This window comes from Micromonospora sp. NBC_01796, from assembly GCF_035917455.1.
Classification (GTDB): domain Bacteria; phylum Actinomycetota; class Actinomycetes; order Mycobacteriales; family Micromonosporaceae; genus Micromonospora_G.
Genome location: NZ_CP109078.1, coordinates 4979860 through 4996203 on the forward strand (window position 1 = coordinate 4979860; position 16344 = coordinate 4996203).

The following is a 16344-nucleotide window of genomic DNA, read 5'->3' on the forward strand; positions in this document are numbered from 1 at the left end:
TCAAGTTCTTTCCGGGCCGAGCGTGATCCATCGATGCCCGTGCGACGGTCTACCCGCCGTCGCACCACTCCTTCGCCCGGGGGCCGTCGATGTTCACCTTGCGCCGCAACAGAAACAGGCACGTCAACCGTCTACTGAGGACAGTCACGCCGTTCGTCGCGTTCGTGCTCGCCTCGGCGCTGCTTGCCGGCACCGGGGACGCGGTCGCGGCTCTGCCGGCGCCGCAGCCGGGCACCGGACGTGGCGACAACCACCGCCCCGAGCCCGCCCCGCAGCAGCGGTGGCGGTCGGCCGGCGGGGAGAGCCACCTGACCGGGGAGCGGGTCAACCGGAACCTGCCCCCGTCGCAGCGGTCCCGCTACCCGGTGCGCGAGCTCGACCAGAAGCCGGCGGCGGGCACCAACACCGCCTCCGTGGTCGAGCCGCCCGCGTCGACCGCGCGCGGCTTCGACCGGGCCACCAGCCGCGAGCTGCCCGCCGAGCGCGGGGAGTTCGAGCGGACGTACGCCAACGCCGACGGCACCACCACCAGCGAGTTCTCCGGCGCCCCGATCAACAAGCGGCTGGCCGACGGAAGCTGGGCCCCGATCGTCGACACCGCCCTCGCGGCGCAGCGCGTCGACCTGCCGGTGGACCCCGGCGGCGCCGACAGCAGCATGTACGTCCAGGGTGGCAGCTCCGCCTCCGGCAGTTCCGAACTGCGGGTCGGTGCGATGTCCGGCGGGAACGCGGCCTCGTACCTCAAGTTCAACGGGCTCAGCGGCCGGTTGCAGAACCACACCATCTACGGCGTGCAGCTCCAGGTGGTCAACTACGACTCCGGGTCCTGCCGGCCGCGCTCGGTCAGCGTGCACCCGGTCACCGGCTCCTGGACGGCCGGCTCCGGTTACTCGTACCCGGGTCCGGCGGTGGGCGGGGCCCTGGCCAGCCGTTCCTTCGCCCACGGTTACATCACCACCGGGCAGTCGTCGTCGGCGTGCCCGGCCGCCGCCGAGCTGATCGATCTCGGGGTCGCCGGTCGGGACCTGGTGCAGCGCTGGGTGAAGGGCACCCAGGCCAACAACGGGCTCTCCCTGCGTGCCTCCACGTCGGACTCGTCGGCGTGGAAACGGTTCGCCGGGTCCGGCACCGCCAACCCGCCGAGGCTGTACGTCACGCACAGCCCGTACAACGCCAAGTACGCCATCCCGAAGCCCGTTCCGGAGCCGCCGGTGCTCCAGAACCAGGCCGGCAAGGTCAAGGTCACGGTCACCAACCTCAGCGCCGACGCCTGGGCACCCGGCTCGTACTACCTGGCCTACCGGGCGTACAACTCGGCGACGGGGGCGGCGGTCGGGCAGCAGCGGGCCGCCGACCTGACCGCCACGGTGGCCAGGGGCGGGAAGGTGACGCTGGACGCCACCATCAAGGCGATGCCGCCGGGCACCTACTTCCTCGACTTCACGATGGTGCGTACCGGTGGGGTGGTCTTCACCGACCACCAGGTGCCGCCGGGCCGGATCGTGCTCAAGGTGATCGACATCCCGCCGGTGGTGCAGGCGCTGTACCCGCCCAACGGTTACCAGGCGCCGACCCTGACCCCGCAGCTCTGGGCCCAGGCGCTGGACATCGACGCCCCGCCCGGACTCGCCCTGCGTTTCAAGTACGAGGTCTGCCGGCGCGACGCCACCGGCAACCCGGTCGAGTGTTTCAACTCCGGCTACCTGACCAGCACCGCCTGGACCGTGCCGGCGGGCAAACTGCGGTGGAGCGAGAGCTACCAGTGGCGGGTGTACGTCAAGGACGCCACCACCGAGGTCGTCTCCCCGTACTCGACGGTCCTGGCGGACGTACCGCAGCCGGAGATCGTCTCCCGGATCGCCGGTGCCCCGTACGGCACCCAGGACCGGGAGTTCGACGCCCAGGTCGGCAACTTCACCACCGCCGCGGTGGACGCCACGATCACCACCGTCGGCCCCGAGCTGAACCTCGTCCGGACCTACAACAGCCTCGACCCGCGCCGGGACTCCGCCTTCGGGGCCGGCTGGACCACCCGGTACGACATGCGCCTGGTCCCCGACGACGACGGCAGCGGAAACGTGGTGATCACGTACCCGGACGGGCAGGCGGTCCGGTTCGGCCGCAACCCCGACGGCACGTACGCCGCACCGTCCGGCCGGACCGCGACCCTGACCGCCGACACCAGCGGGTGGAGGCTCGCCGACAAGGCCGGCAGCACCTACCAGTTCGCCACCACCGGGCGGCTCAACAAGATCACCGACACCAGCCTCCGGTCGGTGACGCTCACCTACAACACCACCGACGGCCGGCTCGCCAAGGCGCAGGTGGCGACGAGCACCACCAACACCGCCGGGCGGGCGCTCTATTTCACCTGGTCCGGTGGGCACGTGGCGAGCGTGCGTACGGACCCGGTCAACGGGACCGCGCTCACCTGGAACTACACCTACACCGGTGACGTGCTCACCCGGGTCTGCGCCCCCGGCAACCTCTGCACCAACTACGCGTACACGGCCGGTTCGCACTACCGCAGCGCGGTCCTCGACTCCCGGCCGGAGTCGTACTGGCGGCTGGGGGAGGACGAGGGGACCGGGGCCGGCAGTGAGGTCGCGCTGAACCTCGGCAAGGACGCCGGCACGTACCGCACGGTCACCCTCGGCACCGCCGGTGCGCTCGCCGGCGGCGCGGGAACCGCCGCCACCTTCAACGGCACCTCGTCCTCGGTCGAACTGCCCAAGGGCACGCTGAAGAAGAGCCGGGACGGCGCGGTCGAACTGTGGTTCAGGTCGACCACCACCGGCACCGGCGGCCCGCTGCTCGGCTACCAGGACAAGGCCCTGGGCAGCGCGTCCACGGTCGGCGTACCGCTGCTCTACGTCGGCACCGACGGCCGGCTGCGCGGGCAGTTCCGGACCGCCGGGATCAACCCGCTCGCCTCGGCCGGTACGGTCAACGACGGGCGGTGGCACCACGTGGTGCTCTCCACCATGTCCGACGTGCAGACCCTCTACCTCGACGGGGTGAAGGCCGGTGAACTGACCGGCAGGGTGCTCGACCACTCGACGCTGACGTTCAACCAGATCGGTGCCGCGTACGCCACCACCCCGACGTCCTGGCCCGGCTGGGGAACCACCGCGCAGCGGCACTTCAACGGTGCGATCGACGAGGTGGCGCTCTACTCCCGCCCGCTCGGCCCGGCCGCGGTGACCGCCCACTACCGGTACGGCCTCAACCAGGCCGACCAGCTCACCACGGTCACCCTGCCCAGCGGCAAGACCGCCGCCACCGTCGCCTACGACGTCAACCTGGACCGGATCGCCGAGTACACCGACAACCACGGCGGACTCTGGAAGATCGGCGCCCCGGCGGTGTACGGCGGCGACGACGACCTGCGCCGCAGTGTCCAGGTCCTCGACCCGGCCAACCGCCCGCACCTGTACGAGTACGACGCCCTCGCCGGCCGGCTCCTGCGCAGCGGGACCCCGCTCGGGTTGGAGACCCGCCCGGAGGACCGGCCCGTTCCGCCGACCCCGACCCCGTCACCGCCGCAGGAGGTCTGCTCCCGCCCGGACCCGGCCGACCCGGCGTTCTGCACCATCATCCCCGGCGGTTCCGGCGGTCCGGTGTTCGTGTCGCACCCGCTGGACGGGATGGCGATCCGGACCTTCTCGTACGACGACAACGGGTTCCAGAACGTCGTCACCAACGAGAACGGCGACGCGGTGACGATGACGTTCGACGACCGGGGCAACGTCACCTCGCGCAGGACCTGCCGGACCAGCACCCAGTGCAACACCAGCTACGACAGGTACCCGGCGACGGTGACGAACCCGTTCGACCCGCGCAACGACCTGCCGATCGAGAGCCGGGACGGGCGGTCGGCGAGCGCCACCGACAACACGTACCGGACCACGTTCACGTACCACCCGTCGGGGCAGCTCGCGGCGCAGACGAACCCGGACGGAAGTTCGGTCAGCCACACGTACACCACCGGGGCGGAACCGGCGGCCGGTGGCGGCACCATGCCGGCCGGGCTCGTACTGACCTCGACCGACGCCCGCGGCAAGATCACCCGGTACGGGTACTTCGCCAACGGTGACCTGGCCCGGACCACCGAACCGTCCGGGCTCGTCACCAACAGCACGTACGACGTGCTCGGGCGGAAGATCACCGACACCGAGATCTCGGACAGCTTCCCCGCCGGGGTCACCACCACCTACACCTACGACGCCCTGTCCCGCCCGGTCAGCACCACCGAACCGGCGACCACCGACCCGATCGGCGGGGTACGGCACCAGCAGCGGTCCACCCAGACCTACGACAGCGACGGCAACGTGGCCCGGGTCGACGTGCAGGACGTCCTCGGCACCGACACCGCCCGCTCCACCGTCTGGGAGTACGACGAGTTCAACCGGCCCGAGCGGGTGACCGACGCCGAGGGCAACGAGACCGCGTACACCTACGACCGGTTCGGCAACCGTACGTCCATGGTGGACCCGGCCGGGAACCGGTACGACTACGCGTACACCGCCCGCAACGACATCGCCGAGGTGCGCCTGCGGGCCTGGACCGGCGACCCGGCCGGCGCGCCACCGACCGGCGACTACCTGGTCCTGCACTCGTACTCCTACGACCTCGCCGGGCGGACCGCCAGCGACACCGACGCCATGGGCCGCCGGGTGGAGTACCAGTACTACGGCGACGACTCGCTGCACCGGGTGGTGCTGAAGAACTTCCGCAACCCGGACGGCAGCACCCGTGACTACGTGGTCGAGGAGAACACGTACGACGGCGCCGGCAACCTGCTCGGGCAGGTCGCCGGAAACGGGCGGGTGGTGACCGCGCAGACCGTCGACCGGGTCGGCAAGGTGCTGACCACCGTCTCCGACCCCGGCGGGCTGGACCGGACCACCACCTACAGCTACGACCAGAACGGCAACGTGCTCCGGGCCAGCACCTCCGGCAAAGCGTCGAACGTGCCCTGGATCATGCCGGCCACCGCCGAGGTCGTCGACTACACCTACGACGACACCGGCAACACCATCCGGGAGACCGCCACCAACGGAACCACCACCCAGGTCACCACGTACGCCTACGACCAGCGCGGACTCCTGCTCAGCGAGACCGACCCGCGCGGGAACGTCACCGGTGCCGACCCGGCCGCGTACACCAGCCGGTACAGCTACGACGAACTCGGCCGGCAGGTCGCCGCCCGCGCTCCGGCGGTGGCGGCGGAGAGCGGCGGGCAGGCGGCGACCACGGTCACCCCGACCCGGCAGTTCGGCTACAACACCTTCGACGAGCGGGTCGCGACCTCCGACGAACTCGGCCGGGTCAGCCGGGCGACGTACGACCGGGTCGGCCGGCAGACCAGTCTCAGCGCGCCCCGGTACTTCGGCCCCGGCACCATCGCCGAGATCACCCCCACCGTGACGTCCCGCTACGACCCGCTGGGCAACGTGGTGGAGGAGACCGACCCGCGCGGCGGCATCACCCGGTACGGCTACGACCAGCTCGGCCGGATGACCGTACGGGACGAGCCGGTCCGGACCAACACCGAACGCGCGGTGTGGCGGTACGAGTACACCCGTACCGGTGAGGTGTTGTCGGTGACCGACCCGACCGGCGGCCGGACCGAGTCCACCTACGACGACCTGGACCGCCAGCTCACCGCCACCCAGGTCGAACGCCGTCCGACGCTGGACCGGATGACCACCCGGTACGCCTACGACGACTCCGGCAACCTGACCGAGGTGACCAGCCCGACCGGGGCGAAGAGCCTGTTCGGCTACGACGCGGTCGGCGGGCTGACCCGCAGCACCGACGCCTCCGGGGTCGCCGTCCAGTACGGCTACGACCACGCCGGCCGGCAGGTACGCACCAGCGACAGCCTCGGCCGTACGTCGCAGCGGATCTTCGACGCCCTCGGCCAGGTGAGCAGCGAATCCGACCTCAAGTCGGACGGAACCGTGCTCCGGACCGAGCGGTACCGCTACGACCCGGCCGGCAACCTGATCGCCTCCGTCGACCCGCTCGACGTCACCACCACCTACGAGTACGACGCCGCGAACCAGCTCGTGAAGCAGATCGAACCCGTCGACCCGACCACCTCGATCACCACCACCTTCGGCTACGACGCGGCCGGGAACCGCAGCCGGTACACCGACGGGCGCGGCAACAGCACCATCTTCACCGTCAACTCGCTCGGCCTGCCCGAGTCGGTGATCGAACCGTCCACCCCGGCGCATCCCGCGGCAACCGACCGGACCTGGACCGTCGCGTACGACGGCGGCGGAAACCCGATCCGGATGACCTCGCCCGGCGGGGTGGTCCGGCTCCAGACGTACGACGCGGGCGGGCGGCTGGAGCGGGAGACCGGTGACGGCACGAACTCCGGCACCGCGACCCGGCAACTCGGGTACGACCCGCTCGGCCGGCTCACCTCGGTCAACGCCCCCGGCGGGACCGACACCTTCGGTTACAACGACCGGGGTGACCTGCTCACCTCGGCCGGACCGTCGGGCAACGCCAGCTTCGGCTACGACCGTGACGGCAACCTGGCCAGCCGTACCGACGCGGCGGGTTCGGCGGTCTTCGGTTACCGCAACGCCCGCCTCGACACGGTGAAGGACGGGATCACCGGCACCACCCAGACCCTCGGGTACGACGCGGCCGGTGCGCTGAAGACGATCGACTACGGCTCCGGCCGGGTGCGTACCTACACCTTCGACGACCTGGGCCGGGTCGCCTCCGACACGCTGCGCAACGCCGCCGCCCAGTCGGTCGGCTCGACCAGCTACCGCTACGACACCAACGACCAACCGATCGGCAAGACCACCACCGGTACGGCCGGCGCCGGTGACAACACCTACCGGTACGACCAGGCGGGCCGACTGCGCGAGTGGACCAGCGCCGGCGGAACCGTCGGGTACGACTGGGACGCCTCCGGCAACCGGATCCGGGCGGGGGCGAAGACCAGCACCTTCGACGCCCGCAACCGGCTGCTGAACGACGGGGACTACAGCTACGCGTACACCCCGCGCGGCACCCTGGCGTCGAAGACCAGTTCCGGGCTGACCGAGACGTTCGACTTCGACGCCTTCGACCGGCTGATCTCGGCGGCCGGGCAGAACTACGCGTACGACGGGCTGGACCGGGTGGCGTCGCGCAACGGTGCCGGGTTCAGCTACGCCGGGCTCGACGACTCGGTGGTCTCCGACGGCACCGAACGGTACGCCCGGGGCGCCGCCGACGAGCTGCTCGCCGTCGCCGTCGGGAGCGAGAAGCAGATCGCCCTCAGCGACCAGCACGGTGACGTGACGATCGGGTTCGACCCGGCGAACACGGCCCTGACCGGGGCGAGCGACTCGACCGCGTACGACCCGTTCGGAAAGGTGACCGCCCGTACCGGCGACACCGGCAACCTGGGCTTCCAGGGCGACTGGACCGACCCGGTGACCAGCCAGGTCAACATGGGCGCCCGCTGGTACGACCCCGGCACCGGCGCCTTCACCTCCCGCGACAGCGTCGACTACGTCGAGGGCGACTCGATCCTCGCCAACCGGTACGTCTACGCGGCCGGCGACCCGCTCGGCTTCACCGACCCGGACGGGCACTGGCCCTCCTGTGGCTGGTGCAAGAAGGCGGCGAAGAAGGTCGGCGGGGCGATCAAGTCCGGGGCGAAGGCGGTCGGTCGGGCGATCTCCACCGCGGCCAGTTACGCCTGGTCGGGGATCCGGACGGCGGCCAGCTACGCCTGGTCGGCGATCAAAACGGCGGCGTCGGCGATCTCCTCGGCCGCGAAGTGGGTCTACAAGAAGGCCAAGGACGCGGTGAAGTACGTCGCCAGGAAGGTCTCCGCCGGGGTCCGCTGGGTCGCCAGCAAGGTCGCCTCGGCCGGGGCGGCGGCGGCCCGCTGGGCGAAACAACGGGCCGAGGAGGTACGCCGGGCGGCGGCGGAACGGGCCCGGCAGATCACCAGGGTGGCCAGGGCGGCGGTCGCGTACGCGGCGAAGCACAACCCGCTGCCGGCGATCAGGGCGGCACTCAGGCCGCTCGCCTCCGGGCTGAAGACCCTCGTGTCGGCCGCCGCGCACCTGCCCGCCGCAGTGGTCGCGGTGACCCGTGACGTGGTCGCCGACGTGGCCAAGTCGGTGGACGTGATCTACCAGGCGGCGGTGAAGGTCGCCGGGAACGTGATCGAGGACGTCTCCCGGGCGGTGGATGCGGTGGTCGACCTGGCCCAGGCGGCTGCCCCGTACCTCAAGGCGGGGTTGAAGATAGCGGCCGACATGGTCGGCGTCACCGACCTCGTCGCCTGCGTCACCAAGGGCGACCTGGAGGCGTGCGCCTGGACGGTCGCGACGGTCGCCGGCACCCTCGCGGGTGGGGTCGGCGGCGGCGCGGTCCGGGCGGCGCGGGCCGGCTCGCTCGCGGCCAAGCACGCCGACGAGGCGGTCGACCTGGTGAAGGCGGCCAAGGGCGCGAAGGGCGCCAGCAGGTCCGACGGTGCGGTGAAGCAGCTCGCCTCCTGCCCGGTGAACAGTTTCACCGCCGACACCCGGGTACGGATGGCCGACGGCAGCACCAGGCCGATCAGCGAGGTCAAGACAGGCGAGCGGGTCCTCGCGTCCGATCCGACCACCGGGGTCAGCGGCGCCCGTACGGTCACCGACCTGATCATCGGCGCCGGTGACAAGAACCTGGTCGAGGTCACCGTGGACGACGCCGGCACCCGCGCGTCGGTCACCGCCACCGAGGGGCACCCGTTCTGGGTGGCAGGTGAGCGGCGGTGGGTCAAGGCCGGCGAACTGGTCGCGGGCCAGCGGATCGGGACCGCCGACGGTGCCTCCGCGACGGTCTCGGCAACTCGTCGGTGGACCGAGCCGGAACGGGTGTTCAACCTGACCGTCGACGGGCTGCACACGTACTACGTGGTCGCCGGTGGCCGGGACCTGCTGGTGCACAACGACGAGTGCCCGAAGCGGGCCGCGTTGGACCGGGTGAGCAACCTGGACGACATCGACAACCAGTTGGGCCGGGTCAGGGCCGAGGACACGCACGAGATCGTCGGCGTCCCGAACGCGCAGAAGCCGTTCAGCCGGGGCGGCAACCGTGGCGACCTGCGGCACAACCAGCCAGAAATCATCCGCTACACCTCGGACGCGCCGAGTAGCGGCAGCAGAGGGAAGTTCGCGCTGTTCAGGGCCTTCCAGATCCTGCGCGGCGTGGTCAGGCACGGCAATGACTAGGGAGGTTGACTTGTCCAGAACAGAGTTTGTCCGGGTACGACCGATGCGACTGCTGGCCGTACTGGCGGTGTTGCTGGCGGCGGTGGTCGTGGTGCTGGCACCACGACCGGCCCCGGCGCTGGCCGACGCCGCCGGAGTGGGCGGGGACTTCGTGGCCTTCCCCACGCCCCGCGCGGTGCTCGACACCCGTACCGGGATCGGCGGGGTGACCGGCGTACGGGGACCGGCGAGCACCACCACGTTCCCGGTGCTGGGGGTCAACTCGATCCCCGCCTCCGGGGTCAGCGCGGTGCTGGTACGGATCGCGCCCCAGGCGGCGACGGCCACCACCTACCTGACCCTCTACCCCGACGGGACCACCCGACCCGGCACCTCGAACATCAACGTGACCGCCGGGCAGAACATCTCCAACACCGCCATCACGAAGGTGGGGGCCAACGGCAGGGTCGCCGTCTACAACAGCGCCGGCAACACCGGCATCCTGGTCGAGGTCCAGGGCTACTTCACCAGCACGCCCGGCACCACCGGGGGTGGGCTGGTGCCGATCCCGCAGACCCGGATCTTCGACACCCGCAACGGCACCGGGACCACGACCGGGGCGATGGCGGCCGGGGCGAGCCGTACCTTCACCGTCACCGGCGCGGTCGTACCGGCCGGCGCCCAGGCGGTCTACGGCACCATCACCGTCGGCGGCGCCACCGCCGCCGGTTGGCTCGCCGCCGCACCGGCCGGCACCACCACCGGGGTCGGCCTGCTGAACTACGAGGACGGGGCGGCCACCAACAGCGGTGCCACCTTCAAACTCGCCGCGGACGGGCGGGTCACCCTGATCAACAAGGGTTCCAGTGCGGTCGACGTGTTCATCGACCTGAAGGCGTACTTCGGGGCGAGCCCGACCGCCGGCGCCGGGTTCCGGCCGGTCAACACCCGGTTGTACGACAGCCGCAACTTTGCCCAGGTCGGCGCGAACGCCACCGTCGACGTGCAGGTGGCGGGCACCAACGGGCTGCCGCTGCGCGGGGTCGCCGCGGTGGCGGTGGACGTCGAGTCGAACAGCACCGGCGAGGGCGGCTTCCTCAAGATGTGGGGCGTCGGCGACGTCGAGGCACCGAACTCGTTCGCCAACCGGGCCGCCGGCATCACCCGGTCCGCCCTGTCGTTCGTGAAACCCGGCACCGACGGCAAGATCCGGATCCGGAACTCCAGCAACAAGCCGGCCAACCTGATCGTCGACCTGCAGGGCTGGTTCGCCGACCCGATCCCGGCCGTCCCGGTGGCCCAGTACGCCCCGACGACCGTGCTCCAGGGCACGCCCCAGGCCGGCGCGACCGCCAGCATGATCGAGTACGCCTACGTGGACAACATCGGTCGGGTCGTCTCCGGCCACCAGACCGACCCGGACAACTTCGGCTCGGTGCAGTGGACGGTGCTCTCCGGCAACGAGGCGCTCACCGGCCGCCCCGCCCTGACCCAGCTCACCGACGGCCGGGTGCAACTCGCCGCGCAGCACGCCGGCAGCAACATCTGGGTGAACAGCCAGACCGCGGTCAACTCGGCCACCTGGAAGACCTTCTCCGACCTGGGCGGGTCGATGGCGGCCCCACCGGCGATGACCCGCCTCACCACCGGCACGACGGTGCTGTTCGCCGTCGACGTGGACGGGAAGCTCTGGGCGTACGCGCAGACCGGGGCGGTGCCGTACTGGCGCAACCTCGGTGACCAGAACCTGGTCGGTACGCCCGTACTGGCGGCGGTCAACGGCGGCGTACAGGTCTTCGGCGTCGACACCACCGGTGCGGTCAAGACGATCAGGTACGCCACCGACGGCGCCGTCTCGGCCTGGACCAGCCTCGGCGGCTCCGGTGCCACCGGGACCCCCTCGGTGGTCCTCTACCCCGGTTACCGGCTCCGGGTCTTCGTACGCGCCGCCGACGGGACCATCGCCACCAAGCTCCAGGACGCCACCGGTGGCACCTGGCCGGCGACCTGGACCCAGGTCGGCACCCTGGCGGCGGCGGGTGCGCCGGCCGCGATCCTCGACCCGGTGCTCGGCCGTACGGCGGTGGTGGTCCGGGGCACCGACGACACGATCTACCGCAGTTTCGAGACCGCCCAGGGGACCGGCGTGTTCGGTGAGTGGGCGCCGGTGTTCGACTTCCCCGATCCGGCCGCCTCCGATCCGACCGTCGCTCCGCTGACCAACGTCAACGGCCAGACCTGGATCATCGTGTTCCGCAACATCAACAACGCCAGCCGGGTGTACGTCGCCAGCGACCTGCCCGCAGCCCGTGCGTCCGGCGCCAACGCGTCCGGCGCCAAGCAGCAGGCCGCCGACGCTGACCCGAGGGCAGCCACCGCACCGGAGCGGACCTTCCGCGCCGTGACGTTGCCCGCCCCGCCCCCGCAGAGCTGACCGGTCACCGACTCCACCGGTACCGGTCCGACGGCCTCCGACCCGCCCCGCCCGGGCAGGTCGGAGGCCGCCCGCACCATCCCATCGGCGGTGAAGCGCCTCTTGTAGAGAAAGTGCTGCTTCGGGGCGCGGAATAAGCCCTCTTTCTCTACAAGAGGCGCTTGGGGTGAGGGGAAATACGGCGAGCCGCCGACGCCCGGAGGGCGTCGGCGGCTCGCCGTGGTGTTGCTCGTTCAGCAGTCGTAGTACATGGCGAACTCGTGCGGGGTCGGGCGCAGGCGGACCGGGTCGATCTCGTTGGTGCGCTTGTAGTCGACCCAGGTGGAGACGAGGTCGGGGGTGAAGACGCCACCCTCGAGCAGGTAGTCGTGGTCGGCTTCGAGGGAGTCGAGCACCTCGGACAGCGAACCCGGAACCTGCTTGACCGAGCCCCACTCCTCCGGCGGGAGGTCGTAGAGGTCCTTGTCGATCGGCGTCGGCGGCTCGATCTTGCTCTTGATGCCGTCGAGGCCGGCCATCATCATGGCCGAGAAGGCCAGGTAGACGTTGGCGGACGGGTCCGGGACCCGGAACTCGACCCGCTTGGCCTTCGGGTTGCTGCCGGTCACCGGGATACGGGTGCAGGCGGAGCGGTTGCGCTGCGAGTAGACCAGGTTGACCGGGGCCTCGTAGCCCGGCACCAGCCGGCGGTACGAGTTGACCGTCGGGTTGGTGAACGCGAGCAGCGACGGGGCGTGGTGCAGCAGACCGCCGATGTACCAGCGGGCGGTGTCCGACAGGCCGGCGTAACCGGTCTCGTCGTAGAACAGCGGCTCGCCACCGAGCCAGAGGCTCTGGTGGGTGTGCATGCCGGAACCGTTGTCACCGAACAGCGGCTTCGGCATGAAGGTCGCGGTCTTGCCGGCGGCCCAGGCCTGGTTCTTGACGATGTACTTGAAGAGCTGGAGCTGGTCACCGGCGTGCAGCAGGGTCGAGAACTTGTAGTTGATCTCGGCCTGGCCGGCGGTGCCCACCTCGTGGTGCGAGCGCTCCACGGTGAAGCCGGTGTCGATCAGCCGGCGGACGATCTGGTCGCGCAGGTCGGCGTAGTGGTCGACCGGCGGCACCGGGAAGTAACCGCCCTTGTACGCGGTCTTGTAACCCCGGTTGCCGCCCTCCTCCTCGCGGCCGGTGTTCCAGGCGCCCTCGATCGAGTCGATGTAGTAGAAGGCCTGGTTCGCCGAGGTCTCGTGGCGGATCGAGTCGAAGATGTAGAACTCCGCCTCGGCGCCGAAGTAGGCGGTGTCGGCGATGCCGCTCGCGGCCAGGTAGGCCTCGGCCTTCTTCGCCACGTTGCGCGGGTCCCGGGAGTACGCCTCGCGGGTGAACGGGTCGTGGATGAAGAAGTTGAGCGCCAGGGTCTTCTCCACCCGGAACGGGTCGATGAAGGCGGTGGCGACGTCGGGGAGCAGCAGCATGTCCGACTCGTGGATCGCCTGGAAACCACGGATCGACGATCCGTCGAAGGCGAGACCGTCGGTGAAGACACTGTCGTCGAACGACTCGACCGGCAGGTTGAAGTGCTGCATCACGCCCGGCAGGTCACAGAAACGTACATCGACGAACTTTACGTCCTCGTTCTTGAGGTATCGCAGGAGTTCCTCGGGATTGGCGAACACACATCCTCCTGGCACGTCCACGGGGTGGCTAGGCTGGTGGGGACGCTATGACCATGCGGTTGCCCGAGCATGTCTCTTATGTTTCTGCCGTGTTACGTCATTTGCGGAGCGTGATCCCCACTGGTTGGCCGTGGTCGGGTCCCCCGCTCGGACGATACCCCGCCGAGGCCGCAGGCGGCAGTGCTCGGACTCCGTGTCGCGGCCCGGGACCGGGCGGAACCCGTCGAGGGCCGGCCGGTGCCGGGGTGCCGTACGGTCCCCGATACCCTGACTCTCCGTGGCGATTCAGGATGGAAGCATGGCCCTCAGCCCGGCTACGGATCCGGCCTTCGTGCCGCCGAGCCTCGCCCGCCGGTTCGGTGCGCTGGTCATCGACTGGGTGCTCTGCCTGCTGGTGGCGAACTTCATCGGCGACCCGGTACGCGACGGCTGGCCCCCGGTCGCGGTCCTGATCGGCGTGTACGGCTTCTTCGTCGGCCTGTTCGCCCAGACGCCGGGCATGTTCGTCACCCGACTGCGCTGCGTCGCGTACGCCGACGGCGGCCGGATCGGGGTGATCCGGGGACTGGTCCGGGGCGTCCTGGTGTCGCTGGTCATCCCCGTACTGATCATGGACGAGCGTCGGCGCGGCTGGCACGATCGGGCGGTCGGCTCGGTGATCGTCACGGCCCCGTCGACCACCGCCACCCCGGCAGGTTGACCGGATCCGTCCGCAACCGGGCGTGATTGTGTCTTCTGACGCTGGCCGCACCGGGTCAGGATCGAGCCATGGATAAAGCACTTCTTGTCATCGACGTCCAGGAGTCGTTCCGGCAGCGGCCGATCTGGCGGGCGAGTTCCAACCCCGACATCGTCGACCGGGTCTCCCGGCTGGTCGACACCGCCCGCAACGACGGCGACCTGGTCGTCTGGGTCCTGCACAGCGAGCCCGGCACCGGGGACGTCTTCGACCCGGCGAACGGTCACGTACGCCTGATCGAACCGCTCCGGACCGAGCCCGGCGACCCGGTGCTGACCAAGACCTCCCGCAACGCCTTCACCACTACCAACCTGCAACAACTCCTCACCACCAGGGGCATCCGGGAACTGGTCGTCTGCGGCATCCAGACCGAGCAGTGCTGCGAGACCACCGCCAGGGTGGCCAACGACCTCGGCTTCGACGTCACCTTCGTGATCGACGCCACCGCCACTTTCCCGATCCAGCACCGGAACGCCCCGGCCGGGCGGTCGGTGGAGGAGATCCTGGCCGACCCGACCACGCTCGGGACCGCCGACATCCTCGACCGGACCGAGTACGCGCTCGCCGGGCGGTTCGCCACCATCCGTACCGTGGACGAGGTGACCGGCGCGGTTCCGGTCGTACCGGTCGGCTGACCGGATCGTGACCCAGGTCGTCTTCCTGCTCGTACCCCAGGTGCACCTGCTGGACCTGGCCGGGCCCGCCCAGGTCTTCTCGACCGCGGCGACTCTCGGGTACGACTACCGGCTGCACTATCTCGGCGAGCAGGAAGACGTACCGACCGCGCAGGGGCTGCCCGTACGGACCGTTGTCGAGCCGCCGCGACTCGGACCGGAGGACCTGATCGTCGTACCCGGATGGCGGGCGCCGACGATCGACCGCAACGGGCAGTTGATGCCCGGCACGCTGCGGTGGCTGGCCGACCACCACGCGGCCGGCGGCACCGTGGCCAGCGTCTGCGCGGGCGCGGACGCCCTCGGCCGGGCCGGACTGCTCGACGGGCGGCGCTGCACCACCCACCACGAGGTGCAGGACGAACTCGCCCGGCGCTACCCGAGGGCGACCGTGGTCCGCGACGTGCTCTACGTGGTCGACGGCCGGGTGGTCACCTCGGCCGGCATCGCCAGCGGGATCGACCTGGCGTTGCACCTGGTCGCCACCAGGCACGGCCCCGGCGCCGCCGGGCGGATCGCCCGTTCGATGGTGGTCTACGCCCGACGCAACGGCAACGAGCAGCAGGCCAGCGCCATGCTGCGGCACCGGGCCCACCTCAGCGACGCGGTCCACCGGGCCCAGGACCAGATCGACGCCCGGTACGGCGAGACGCTGCCGCTGACGGAACTGGCCACCGGAGCAGGGGTCAGCGAACGGACCCTGACCCGGCTCTTCGTCCGGACGACCGGGCTGACCCCGCTGCGCTACCAGCAACTACTCCGGCTGGAGCGGGCCGAACACCTGATCGGGCACGGTGCGACCGTGGAGTCGGCGGCCCGTACGGTCGGGTTCGCCGACGCCCGGATGCTCCGCCGGCTGCGCGCCCGCGCCTGAGCCCTGCCCGGTGGTACGCCGGGGTCAGCGACCCCGGGTCTGGCGGAACGCGCCCTTGGCCGGGCGCATGTTCTTCGGGATCGCGCCCTTGGGCATCTGCGGCCGGGCGGTGAGCGCCTTGAGCCGGCGGTCGAGCGCGTTCACGTCCTTGCCGCTCAGGTTGCGCGGCAGCCGCATCAGCGTCATCCGGAGCTTGCGGATGGGCAGCTCACCCTCGGCCTGACCGAGGGTGTAGTCGTAGAGCGGGGCGTTGCCGATCACCTTCGCCAGCCGCCGCTTCTCCTGGCCGAGCAGCCCGCGCACCCGCTGCGGGTTTCCCTCGGCCAGCAGGACCACGCCGGCCCGGCAGAGCACCAGGTGGACCATGTCCATCTGGGTGGTCGAGCTGACCGCCGGGGTCACCCGCCAGTCACCCCGCATGCTCTCCAGGATCTGCGGTGCGGCGCCCGGCTGCCCCTCGGCGGCGTTCATCATCGCCCGGTTCGACCGCAGGTTCAGCACGATCAGCACGGCGAGCACGGTCAGCAGGATGCCGATCGGGATCCAGATCCAACCCCAGAACAAAAACGCGACCACGGTCAGGGCGAGCGGGATCAGTACGGCGCCGGCCGCGAGCGGGACGAACCACTTGTCCTGTTTCGCGGTGAACGAGAACACCATGCCGATCTGCTTCAGCCGCTGGCCGAACGACACCTTCTCCTGGGGTTTTGCCATGCGTGAAAGTGTAGTGGGCGGCGC

The 16344-nt window shown here is 70.6% G+C and carries 7 protein-coding genes; 5 read left to right on the plus strand and 2 right to left on the minus strand.

The window, feature by feature from the left end; all coding sequences use genetic code 11:
- Window positions 1–89: 89 nt before the first annotated feature.
- Both OIE47_RS23105 and OIE47_RS23110 read left to right on the plus strand, forming a co-directional pair.
- Entirely contained in the window at window positions 90–9248 is a 9159-nt protein-coding gene (locus tag OIE47_RS23105; RefSeq protein ID WP_326556621.1) for a polymorphic toxin-type HINT domain-containing protein, read from the plus strand.
- A gap of 10 nt (window positions 9249–9258) precedes the next feature.
- Complete coding sequence (locus tag OIE47_RS23110; protein ID WP_326556622.1) at window positions 9259–11661, plus strand: hypothetical protein; 2403 nt, start codon at window positions 9259–9261, stop codon at window positions 11659–11661.
- Between the two features lie 233 nt (window positions 11662–11894).
- Here the strand turns inward: OIE47_RS23110 and glnA are convergent, their stop codons facing one another.
- Entirely contained in the window at window positions 11895–13319 is a 1425-nt protein-coding gene (glnA, locus tag OIE47_RS23115; protein WP_326556623.1) for a type I glutamate--ammonia ligase, read from the minus strand.
- Between the two features lie 298 nt (window positions 13320–13617).
- Here glnA and OIE47_RS23120 point away from each other — a divergent pair, with 298 nt between their 5' ends.
- The 3 genes from OIE47_RS23120 to OIE47_RS23130 all read left to right on the plus strand — a co-directional run bounded on the left by OIE47_RS23120 (window position 13618) and on the right by OIE47_RS23130 (window position 15606).
- Window positions 13618–14019 (plus strand): RDD family protein, encoded by a 402-nt coding sequence (locus OIE47_RS23120; RefSeq protein ID WP_326563204.1) that lies wholly within the window; start codon window positions 13618–13620, stop codon window positions 14017–14019.
- Between the two features lie 68 nt (window positions 14020–14087).
- Window positions 14088–14693, plus strand: coding sequence for a cysteine hydrolase family protein (locus OIE47_RS23125; protein ID WP_326556624.1), 606 nt, complete (start codon window positions 14088–14090; stop codon window positions 14691–14693).
- A 7-nt stretch (window positions 14694–14700) separates the two neighbouring features.
- Window positions 14701–15606, plus strand: a complete 906-nt coding sequence (locus OIE47_RS23130; RefSeq protein ID WP_326556625.1) for a GlxA family transcriptional regulator — start codon at window positions 14701–14703, stop codon at window positions 15604–15606.
- 24 nt (window positions 15607–15630) lie between these two features.
- On the opposite strand, the gene OIE47_RS23135 is transcribed toward OIE47_RS23130, so the two are convergent.
- Window positions 15631–16320, minus strand: a complete 690-nt coding sequence (locus OIE47_RS23135; RefSeq protein ID WP_326556626.1) for a DUF4191 domain-containing protein — start codon at window positions 16318–16320, stop codon at window positions 15631–15633.
- Window positions 16321–16344: the final 24 nt, after the last annotated feature.

Bases quoted from the DNA above. Each gene is read 5' to 3' on its own strand.
- OIE47_RS23125 (WP_326556624.1), top strand. From the start codon at position 14,088: ATGGATAAAGCACTTCTTGTCATCGACGTCCAGGAGTCGTTCCGGCAG.
- OIE47_RS23135 (WP_326556626.1), bottom strand. From the start codon at position 16,320: ATGGCAAAACCCCAGGAGAAGGTGTCGTTCGGCCAGCGGCTGAAGCAG.
- OIE47_RS23120 (WP_326563204.1), top strand. From the start codon at position 13,618: ATGGCCCTCAGCCCGGCTACGGATCCGGCCTTCGTGCCGCCGAGCCTC.
- OIE47_RS23105 (WP_326556621.1), top strand. From the start codon at position 90: ATGTTCACCTTGCGCCGCAACAGAAACAGGCACGTCAACCGTCTACTG.